The following is an 8,907-nucleotide window of genomic DNA, read 5'->3' as shown; positions in this document are numbered from 1 at the left end:
GTGCGCCTGTCGCGTTCGCGACAGAGTCCCCCGACGTCGGACGGGAGGCCCGTATCGGCCCCGCCCCGAGCCTCCCGACCGCCACCGGTCGCGACCACCCCGCGAAGGCGACAGATTCCCGCGAACGTTCCGCGTGCGCCTGTCGCGTTCGCGCCAGAGTCCCCCGCCACCGGACGCGACCACCCCGCGGAAGCGACACCTTCCCGCTGCCGTTCCGCGCGGGTCAGACGCGCGGTGCGGACCGCGGTCTGACCGTGCCGCCCGACGGCAGGACCGGGGTCGCCTCGGCCAGGGCCGCTCGGGTGGCGGCCAGGAGCTGCTCGGCGGTCTGGATCCCGTTCGCCGAACCCGTGGTCGCCTGACCACCGGCGTGGGCGAGCAGCTGCGCGCCGATGGCGGGTCCGATGCGGTCGGACTCCCGCGGGTTGCGGGCCACCCAGTCGCGGGCGATCGCATCGGCGAGGCGTTCGGCGGCGGCCCCGCGGTCGGCGTCGCCGCGCGAGCGGTGCCAGAGACCCGTGACCACGAGGTGCGCGACGACCGCACCGATGTCCCGCACAGGGAAGCCCCAGCCGGCGGTGTCGATGTCGAGCAGGCCGGAGATCCGCCACGGCTCGTCCTCGTCGACGAAGACCTGTTCGAGGTGCAGGTCCCCGTGCACGACCTGCTTCGTGGCGTTCGTCCACCCGATCGACCGGCGTCCGATGGCGTCGTACAGGCGGTCGATCTCATCCGCGTCCTGCGGCAGCGCGGTGACGAGGGTGCGACGGTGCCAGTCGGCGTGGTCCATCGCGTCGGCGCGGGCCTGCTGCGTCATCGGGACGGTCGCCACCCGACCGCTCAGGGCGGCGAGCGACGCGACGAAGCGCGGGTCGTCGGCGATGTCGAGGATGCGGCTGCCAGCCGGCACACCGCGGATCCGTTCGAGCACCAGGAGCCCGTCACCGCGGCTCGACAACACCCGCGGGACCGGCAGCCCCGCTGCGACGAACTGCTCGTGCGACTCGACGATCGGCGCGACGCGGTGCGGCCGGACGACCTTGAGGAAGACGGTGCGCTCCGGGGCGTCCACCCGGACGACGGCGCGTTTGCCGGGTCGGTAGGCCGCGACGCTGAGCACCGGGTCGGTGACGGGCATGCCGAGCGTCGTGAGCAGCTCGGCCACAGCGTCGCGGTAGGTCACCTGCGCGAGCACCGGCAGCCCCGGGTCGTTCGGGTAGGCCCACACCGAGACCGGCTCGCCCGTCGTCGGGTCGGTGACGATGGCGCTGTTCTGGTCGTGCGTGCCGCCGGTGTCGACGTAGGTCAGGACCGTGGCCGGCTGGCCGTTCCGGTCGACGGTGTCGACCTCGTAGCCGTACAGGTAGCCGTTGCCGGAGGGCTCGACCGAGTGCGCCCGCGCGGCCACCACGGAGGTCCCGGAGCCGGCGAAGGCCTGCGGGATGACGCGCTCATGGTTGGGCCACACGACCACAGTCAACCGTGTCCGGGCGTTTTCGTCGCGTTCGTGCACGGCTCGGCGTGCGGGCCGTGGCTAGCGTGGTCCGTGTGAACCCGGTCGCGCGCCTCCGCAGCTCCAGTCGCACGCCGTTCCTGCAGGTCGTGAAGACCGCCGTCGCGGTGGTCGCCGCGGTGTTGCTCTGTCGGCTCGTCATCGACGGGCCGTTCCCGACCTTCGCCGCGATCGCCGCCCTGCTCGTGGTCCAACCGAGCATCAACCAGTCGTTCGTCAAGGGCCTGGAACGGAGCGCCGGGGTCGTCCTCGGCGTCGTGCTCGCGACCGGCTTCCACCTGCTCTTCGGCGATGCGGTCTGGGTGGTGCTGCTCGTCATCGTGCTCGCGATCCTCATCGCGTGGGCCCTGCGGCTGACCCCGACGTCGGCGACCCAGGTCGGCATCAGCGGCATGCTCGTGCTCACCGCCGGGGTCGTCACACCGAACTACTCGGCGGACCGGATCCTCGAGACCGTGATCGGCGCGGTCGTCGCCCTGGTGGTGAACGCCCTCATCGTGCCCCCGGTCCTGCTCGAACCCGCCCACCTGGCCGTCGCACGCCTGGCCCGGGACACCGCTGCGGCGTTCGAACGCGTCGCCATCGGACTGACCGAGGGGTGGGACCACGACCGCTGGCACGAGGCCCTGGTGCGGGCCCGCGCCCTGCGGCAGCAGCACGCGAAGGCCGAGGCGTCGCTGAACGCCGCACGGGAGTCGCTGACGATGAACCCGCGCGGCGGCCGCCACCGGACGATCCTCGACCGCGACGTCGTCATCGCCGAGCACCTGCGGGTGCTCGTGACCCGGGTCACCGGCATGACCCGCGCGATCCGGGACACCACCGCTCCGGACCTGCGCGCAGACCCCGTCGTCGGCGGCATCGCCACCGAGGTCGCCCGGATCGGGGCCGATGTCCGGGCGCTCAGTGCCCGCGTCGAGTCGACGAGGCTCGACCCCTCCACCGCTGCCGCGGACCCGGTGCCCGAGGCGGCCGAACCGGCGCTCACCGCTCCGCTCGAGGTGGTCCGCCCGAACTCACGGCACTGGGTGCTCATCGGCGCTCTGCTCGAGGACATCCGGCGCGTGCGCGAGGAACTGCTCGGCGAGGACGACTGAGCCGGACCGGTCGTGCGCCGGCCGGTCGGTCGGCCCGCCCGGTCGGTCCGACCGGGCGGCGTGCGCGGGCCGCGCTGCTCAGCCGGTCGTGTGCGGAGGTTGCTCCGCCCGGCCGGTCGTGTGCGGGTCGTTGCTCAGCCGGTCGTGCGGAGGTTGCTCTGCCCGGCCGGTCGTGTGCGGGTCGCTGCTCAGCCGGTCGTGTGCTGGCCGCTCGTCGCCCGGGCCGCCGCTGCCGCGGTCTGCACGACGTCGCCCCAGATGACGGCGGCCGGGACGGCGTCGTCCGAGCCGGGCAGCCCGGCACCGGCGTAGCGGTCGATCTCGGCGACGACGGCCTCGGGACCGACCGCGCGGGCCGCGCGGCTCGCGACGTCCGGCACCGCGGTGCGCAGCTCCGCCACGACGCGGTCGCGCGGGGCGTCCTCGAGGTCGCCGAGCGTGCCGATGCCCTTCCACGCGGCGTCGAGCTCTGCTCGCAGCCGCGCCATGGCCGGGTGGTCGGTCGAGTGGTCCATGGTGCTCCCCCAGTGCAGCGGCCGACGCTTCGGGTCACGTCCACCGCTGCGCGAGCCTAGCAACGAAGGGTCTTCGGCCTCACGACCCACGAACGTGGGACAGACCGTTCCGCCCGCTGCTGAGACGAGATTCAGCGACTTCGGCCCGGAGAGCGGACCCGGGGACCGGTTCGATGCCACGATGGGTCCGAGGAGGTCCACTATGCGGCTGTTGGTGGTCGAGGACGACGACGAGATGCGTGCCCTGATGGAGCGCGGTCTCGCCGCCGAGGGGTACCGCGTGACGGCGGTCGAGAACGGGGTCGAGGCGCTCATCGCCCTCGGCGAGCAGGCCTTCGACCTCGCGGTCGTGGACGTCATGATGCCGGGGATGTCGGGGTTCGAGCTCGCACGGCGCATCCGTGAGCGCGAGGACCCGGTCCGGATCCTCCTCGTCACCGCCCGCGACGCGGTGGACGACCGGGTGTTCGGACTCGACGCCGGTGCCGACGACTACCTCACCAAGCCCTTCGCCTTCGCCGAGCTCACGGCCCGCCTCCGCGCGCTCGGCCGGCGCGAGTCGGCCGGTGCGCCCCGCACGATCGAGGTCGGCGACGTCTCCATCGACTCCGAGGCCCGCCGCATCGCCATCAAGGGCCAGCGCGTCGCCGTGAGCCCCACCGAGTTCTCGCTGCTCCGACTGCTCGCCCGCTCCGCCGGCACCGTCGTCGACCGGCCGAAGATCCTCGAAGAGGTCTGGGACGGGTCGCAGCACGTGGACCCGAACGTCGTCGAGCAGTACATCTCGTACCTGCGCAAGAAGCTGACCGCGCACGAGGCGACGGTCGCCATCGCGACGGTCCGCGGCCGCGGCTACCGGCTCGACCTCATCGGGGCGTGAGCGGGTCCTCTGCCACGTCGGCGCCGGAGCCTCGGCGCCGCGGCCCGGTCCGGCCGCTCCGCCTGCTGTCCCTGCGCGCGCGGATCACGATCGGCTCGACGGCGATCGCCGCGGTCGTCATCGTCCTGCTCGTCCTGGTGATGCGCTTCCAGGTGGTGAGCGTCGTCGCGAGCGCCACCCGCACCCTGCTCGACGCCGACGCGGACCCCTACGTCGCGACGCTCGAGGTCGACAGCGACCCGGACCTGTCGCCGCCGGGCAACCTGCAGCTCGTCGCCGTGGTCTCCCCCGAGGGCGACATCGTGCTGTCGACGATGCCGAACCGGGTCGAGCGCGCCCTCGGCAGCCTCACCTCGACCGCAGCCGGCACGTCGATCATCCGGGTCTCCGGCTCGGAGTACCGCGTCGTCGTCGAGCACCCCGTCAACGAGGTCGGCCGCTGGACGGTCGTCGCCGCCCGCAACTCGCAGGCCGAGGCGATCGTCGTCGACGACCTGACCTCGACGCTCTCGCTCACCGGGGTCGCGATCCTCGTCGCCTTCGGCATCGCGTCGTGGGTCCTGGCCACCGCCGCACTGCGCCCGGTGAACCGGATGCGCCGCGAGGCCGAGCGGCTCTCCGTCGCCCCGGAGCGCGCCGAGCTGCCCGTCGGACCGGCCCAGGACGAGCTCGCCTCGCTCGCGACGACGCTCAACGCGTTCCTGGCCCGGACCCGCCAGGCCACCGAACGGGAGCGGCAGATGGTCTCGGACGCGAGCCACGAGCTCCGCACCCCCCTGGCCATCCTCACCACGCAGCTCGACCTGGCGTCGCTCGACGGCGACGACGCCGCCGCCCTGGCCGCGCACATCGAGCGCGCCAAGCACAGCGTCGCCCGACTGTCCCGCCTGGCGAACGACCTGCTCGCCCTGTCGCGGATCGAGGAGTCCGAACGGCGGGAGCAGGACGGCGACCGGCAGCCGGAGACCGGCTGGTCGGACCTCGGCGACGAGGTCATGGCCGCCGTGGACCGCGTCCGCCTCATCGCCTCGGCGAAGGACGTGACGGTCGACTTCGACCTCGAGGCGCCGGCGACCGGCGGCGGCACCGAGCCGCGCTACCGCATCGACACCGGTGGCATGGCGCAGCTCGTGACGAACGTGGCCGGCAACGCCGTCGCCGCACTCCCCCGCGGCGGTGGCGTCTTCGTGTCCTGGCGCAGCAGCGACGGCGAGGGCGTCCTGCAGATCACGGACGACGGGCCGGGGGTGCCGGAGTCGTTCATCCCGGTGGCCTTCGACCGGTTCACCCGTCCCGACGAGGCGCGGACCTCGCGGGCGAACCCGGACCCGACCACGGGCGCGATCCCGATGCCGGGCGGCTCCGGACTGGGACTCGCGATCGTGCGCGCGGTGGCCGAACGTGCCGGCGGGACCGCCGCCCTGCGGAACGTCCGTTCCGGTGGGCTCGAGGTCACCATCCGCCTGCCCGAGGTCGAGTAGGGCCGCTCACTGGAAGTCGCGGGACCGGGTGCGGACGGCGAGCGGCAGGTGCTCGATGCGGTCCGCCACCAGGTTCACGACGCCGTCCGGTGAGCGCTCGAGGATCCCCCGGACGACCACCGCCGGCGATTCCCGGGCCACCCGTCGGTACCGGCCCCAGACCCCGACGCTGCAGATCACGTTGACGAGCCCGGTCTCGTCCTCGACGTTCAGGAACGTGATGCCCGAGGCCGTCGCGGGTCGCTGACGGTGGGTGACGATGCCGCCCACCTCGACACGACGCCCGGTCTCGGCGGTGGCGGTGTCCTGCACGGTGAGCACGCGGCGAGCGGCGAGCCGGTCGCGGACGTGCCGCACCGGGTGGTCGTCGGTCGTCATGCCCGTCGACCACATGTCGGCGATCAGGACGTCGCCGCTGGTCATCTGCCCGAACAGCGGCGGCTGCACCACGACCTGTGTGTCCGGCAGCTGGTCCGGACGCTCGGCCGCGGCCTGCGCCGCCGACCACATCGCCCCGCGACGGTCGATGTCGAACGGCGCGAAGGCGTCCGCCGCGGCGAGGGCCTCGAGCTGCGCCGTGGTCAGCCCCACCCGGCGGGCCAGGTCGGACATGTCGGTGTACGGGCCGTGCGCGTCGCGTTCGGCGACGATCTTCTCGGCGGTCTTCCGGCTGAGCGACGCGACCTCGGCGAGTCCGAGCCGCACCGCGAAGGCGCCGTCGCGACGGTGCTCGGCCGTGTCGTCCGGGAGCGCCTTGTCGAATGGCAGCACCGGCGGCTGCTCGGTGGCGAGGCAGGCGTCCTGCCCGGTGGGCTGCGCGGAATCGTCGGACAGCGGTTCGAGCGTCGCGTCCACCCCGGAGCGCAGGATGTCCGGGCGGAGCACCTGCACGCCGTGCCGTCGGGCGTCGGCGACCAGGGTCTGCGGCGAGTAGAAGCCCATCGGCTGTGCCCGCAGCAGGGCCGCCAGGAACGCTCCCGGGTAGTGCAGGCGTATCCAGGCGCTCGCGTAGACGATGAGGGCGAAGCTGATCGAGTGGCTCTCCGCGAAGCCGAAGTTCGCGAACGCCTGGATCTTGGCGTAGATCGCGTCGGCGTCCGCCCCGTGGATCCCGTTGTCCGCCATGCCCGTGTAGAGCGTGTCGCGGAGCCGGTCGATCTTCTCGTGCCCGCGCTTGGACCCCATCGCCCGCCGCAGCAGGTCGGCGTCGTCACCGGAGCAGTTGCCCACCGCGATCGCCATCTGCATGAGCTGCTCCTGGAACAGGGGCACCCCGAGCGTGCGTTCGAGCACCGGCTCGAGCGCCGGGTGCATGTACGTGATGGGTTCCTCGCCGGTGCGGCGGCGGATGTAGGGGTGCACGGCGCCGCCTTGGATCGGCCCGGGGCGCACCAGGGCGACCTCGATGACGAGGTCGTAGAAGCGTCGCGGGAGCAGCCGGGGCAGGGTGCCCATCTGTGCGCGGGACTCCACCTGGAACACCCCGACCGTGTCCGCGCGGCAGAGCTGGTCGTAGACGCCCTGCTCCTCCTTCGGGATGGAGTGCATCTCCCAGCGCTCCCCGCAGTGCTCCGCCGCCAGGTCGAACGAGTACTGCAGCGCGGCGAGCATGCCGAGGCCGAGCATGTCGAACTTCACCAGGCCCATGTAGGCGCAGTCGTCCTTGTCCCACTGCAGAACGGTGCGGCCGTCCATCCGGGCGTGCTCGATCGGCACGACCTCGCCCACCGGGCGGTCGGTGAGCACCATGCCGCCCGAGTGGATGCCGAGGTGCCGGGGGAAGCCGAGGACGTCGCTCGCGAGCCCGACGACCTCGGGCGGGATGTCGTGGTCCTGGCTCTCGGTGACCGACCCCCACCGCTCGACCTGCTTCGACCAGGCGTCCTGCTGGCCCGGGCTGTGCCCGAGCGCCTTCGCCATGTCCCGCACGGCGCCCTTCGGCCGGTAGGTGATGACGTTGGCGACCTGCGCGGCGTTGTACCGGCCGTACTTGTCGTAGACGTACTGGATGACCTCTTCGCGCCGGTCGGAGTCGAAGTCGACGTCGATGTCGGGTTCCTCGTCGCGCATCGCCGACAGGAACCGCTCGAAGGGCAGTCCGTAGCGGATGGAGTCGACGGCGGTGATCTCGAGCAGGTAGCAGACCGCCGAGTTCGCCGCGGACCCCCGCCCCTGGCAGAGGATCCCACGCCCGCGGGCGTACTGCACCATGTCGCGAACGATGAGGAAGTAGCCGGGGAAGTTCTTGTCCTCGATCACGGACAGCTCGCGCTCGATCCGTTCGCGTTTGTGGGGCTCCACCCCGTCGGCGCTGCCCGGGTAGAAGCGCCGTGCCCCCGCCCAGGTGAGCTCGCGGAGCCAGGACATCGCGGTGTGCCCGTCCGGCACGTCGATGTCGGGCAGCCCGGGCTTCGCCGTGCGCAGCCGGAACCCGAGTTCGTCGGCCAGGGTGACGGTGTTCTCGATCGCCCCCGGGTACCGCCCGAACCGACGGGTCATCTCGGCGCCGGAGCGCAGGTGCGCGGTGTCGGCCGCCGGCAGCCAGCCGTCGATCTCGTCGAGACTGCGCCGGGCGCGGACCGCAGCGAGTGCCGTCGCCACCGGGAAGCGGTCCGGGGTGGCGTAGTGGACGTTGCCGGTCGCGACCAGGGGCAGCGCGTACCGCTCGGCGAGCGTCGCCAGGGCGTCGTTCCGGGCGCTGTCGAGCGGGTCGCCGTGGTCGAGGAGCTCGACCACGACGTTGCCGGTGCCGAACCGGTCGAGCAGCACGCGCAGGGCGGTCTCGGCCGCCGACTCGCCGCCCTGCTCGAGCGCCTGCCGGACGGTGCCCTTCCGGCAGCCGGTCAGGACGCGCCAGTGGCCGTCCGCCCGCGCCGCGAGCTCGTCGAGGTCGTACCGCGGGCTGCCCTTCTCGGACCCGGCGGCGAGGTGCGCGCTCGTCACCGCGCCCGCGAGCCGGTGGTAGCCGTCCTGGCCGTCGGCGAGCAGCAGCAGGTGCGACCCCTGCGGGTCGGGCACACCGTTCTGCGGCTCGGTCAACCCCAGCGAGAGCTCGGTGCCGTAGACCGTGCCGACCGCGGGGTACGCCTCGGCGACCTCGGCCATCCGGGCAGCGCCGTAGAAGCCGTCGTGGTCGGTGAGCGCGAGGGCGTGCAGCCGCAGCCGGGCTGCTTCCTCGAACAGGTGCTCGGGCTGGCTCGCGCCGTCGAGGAAGCTGAAGGTCGAGTGCGCGTGCAGCTCGGCGTACGGCACCACGGGGGCGTCGTCGGTGTCGAGCGTCGTCGGCACGTACCGCTCGCGCTTGCGCGACCACGCGGGGCTGTCGCCGCCGTCGCCGTCGTGTGCGGTGCCGGGGCTCCGCTTGTCGGACAGGGCACGCTCGAACTGCGACCACGGGATGGCCGGGTTGCTGTAGCCCATC

General features: G+C 73.0%; 6 protein-coding genes. 3 read left to right on the top strand and 3 right to left on the bottom strand.

The window, feature by feature from the left end:
• Nucleotides 1-223 precede the first annotated feature (223 nt).
• The gene (locus tag BIU97_RS17065; RefSeq protein WP_139196090.1) at nt 224-1,468 is read right to left on the bottom strand and encodes a phosphotransferase enzyme family protein; all 1,245 of its coding nucleotides are present in this window, start codon (nt 1,466-1,468) and stop codon (nt 224-226) included.
• Between the two features lie 80 nt (nt 1,469-1,548).
• Between BIU97_RS17065 and BIU97_RS17060 the strand changes: the two genes are divergently transcribed.
• The gene (locus tag BIU97_RS17060) at nt 1,549-2,610 is read left to right on the top strand and encodes an FUSC family protein (protein ID WP_071257441.1); all 1,062 of its coding nucleotides are present in this window, start codon (nt 1,549-1,551) and stop codon (nt 2,608-2,610) included.
• Nucleotides 2,611-2,798: 188 nt separating this feature from the next.
• Here the strand turns inward: BIU97_RS17060 and BIU97_RS17055 are convergent, their stop codons facing one another.
• Complete coding sequence (locus BIU97_RS17055) at nt 2,799-3,125, bottom strand: hypothetical protein (RefSeq protein WP_071257438.1); 327 nt, start codon at nt 3,123-3,125, stop codon at nt 2,799-2,801.
• A 202-nt stretch (nt 3,126-3,327) separates the two neighbouring features.
• Between BIU97_RS17055 and BIU97_RS17050 the strand changes: the two genes are divergently transcribed.
• Together BIU97_RS17050 and BIU97_RS17045 are read left to right on the top strand one after the other, a co-directional pair.
• Nucleotides 3,328-4,005 (top strand): response regulator transcription factor, encoded by a 678-nt coding sequence (locus tag BIU97_RS17050; protein ID WP_071257435.1) that lies wholly within the window; start codon nt 3,328-3,330, stop codon nt 4,003-4,005.
• The gene (locus tag BIU97_RS17045; protein WP_071257431.1) at nt 4,002-5,486 is read left to right on the top strand and encodes a sensor histidine kinase; all 1,485 of its coding nucleotides are present in this window, start codon (nt 4,002-4,004) and stop codon (nt 5,484-5,486) included. Before BIU97_RS17050 ends, BIU97_RS17045 begins: the two co-directional genes overlap by 4 nt.
• Before the next feature lie 6 nt (nt 5,487-5,492).
• On the opposite strand, the gene BIU97_RS17040 is transcribed toward BIU97_RS17045, so the two are convergent.
• Entirely contained in the window at nt 5,493-8,906 is a 3,414-nt protein-coding gene (locus tag BIU97_RS17040; protein ID WP_071257428.1) for an error-prone DNA polymerase, read from the bottom strand.
• Between the last annotated feature and the right edge of the window lies 1 nt (nt 8,907).

Origin of the sequence: Curtobacterium sp. MCBA15_009, from assembly GCF_001864895.1 — a bacterium.
Taxonomy (GTDB): domain Bacteria; phylum Actinomycetota; class Actinomycetes; order Actinomycetales; family Microbacteriaceae; genus Curtobacterium.
This window is presented reverse-complemented; position numbering and strand designations above follow the sequence as displayed.